General features: G+C 40.8%; 1 protein-coding gene. It reads right to left on the bottom strand.

The genetic code is table 11. The annotated features are described in order from the left end of the window. Window positions 1-171 precede the first annotated feature (171 nt). A complete protein-coding gene (locus N1032_RS25855; protein ID WP_259543480.1) occupies window positions 172-576 on the bottom strand; it encodes a cell wall hydrolase in 405 nt (134 codons plus the stop codon). Window positions 577-657: the final 81 nt, after the last annotated feature.

Here is a 657-nt window from a genome sequence, read left to right as displayed (position 1 = left end):
CTTTCAGCTCACGCAGACGTGAGGCAATCACTTTACGTGCCGCCTTAATAGCATTTGCGCTGTTACGAAGTTGTTTCAGATCCTTATGAGCTGTATCCAGATCCTTACCTTCTTGCTTAACCAGATCACCCAAAATACTTGCGAGAGTAATAGCCATTGTACAAATACCTTTTAACGTTTGTGTTTTGAATGGTGTTTATACGAATAAGAATGAGCTTTAATTGTCTTGGTAGAAAAATAAAGTTCATGGGTCTTAGGCGTATAATCATGTGCTAACGATTTCGACGCAATATCAATAGCCTGAATCCATATGATAGGAGACTGGTGTCTTTCTTTACGTCTAATCATTATCTGCTTAGCGTGATTTAAATCTTCTGTGGATTTATGTCTATACTTTGACGTCCAAGCAAATTGCCCACGCTGATAAATAACGCCATCTACTGTGTTAGGGAACCGGGGGTTATGAACGCGGTTGATAACCGTATCAGCCACAAAACTCATCGCCTGAGTTCCCTGCCCACCAGCTTCATCATAAATAGTTAAAGCCATAGATAGCAGCAGATAGATGTATGCCATGATTTTCCTCCTTATTGAAGGGAGTGAATCAATGGTAGAGCATCCCCATCACGCCACTGATGGGAAATTAACATTAGCAAA

This window comes from Herbiconiux daphne, from assembly GCF_024979295.1.
GTDB classification, from domain to species: Bacteria; Actinomycetota; Actinomycetes; order Actinomycetales; family Microbacteriaceae; genus Herbiconiux; species Herbiconiux daphnes.
The sequence above is the reverse complement of the archived record's forward strand: the minus strand, read 5'-3'. Positions and strand labels throughout refer to the sequence as shown.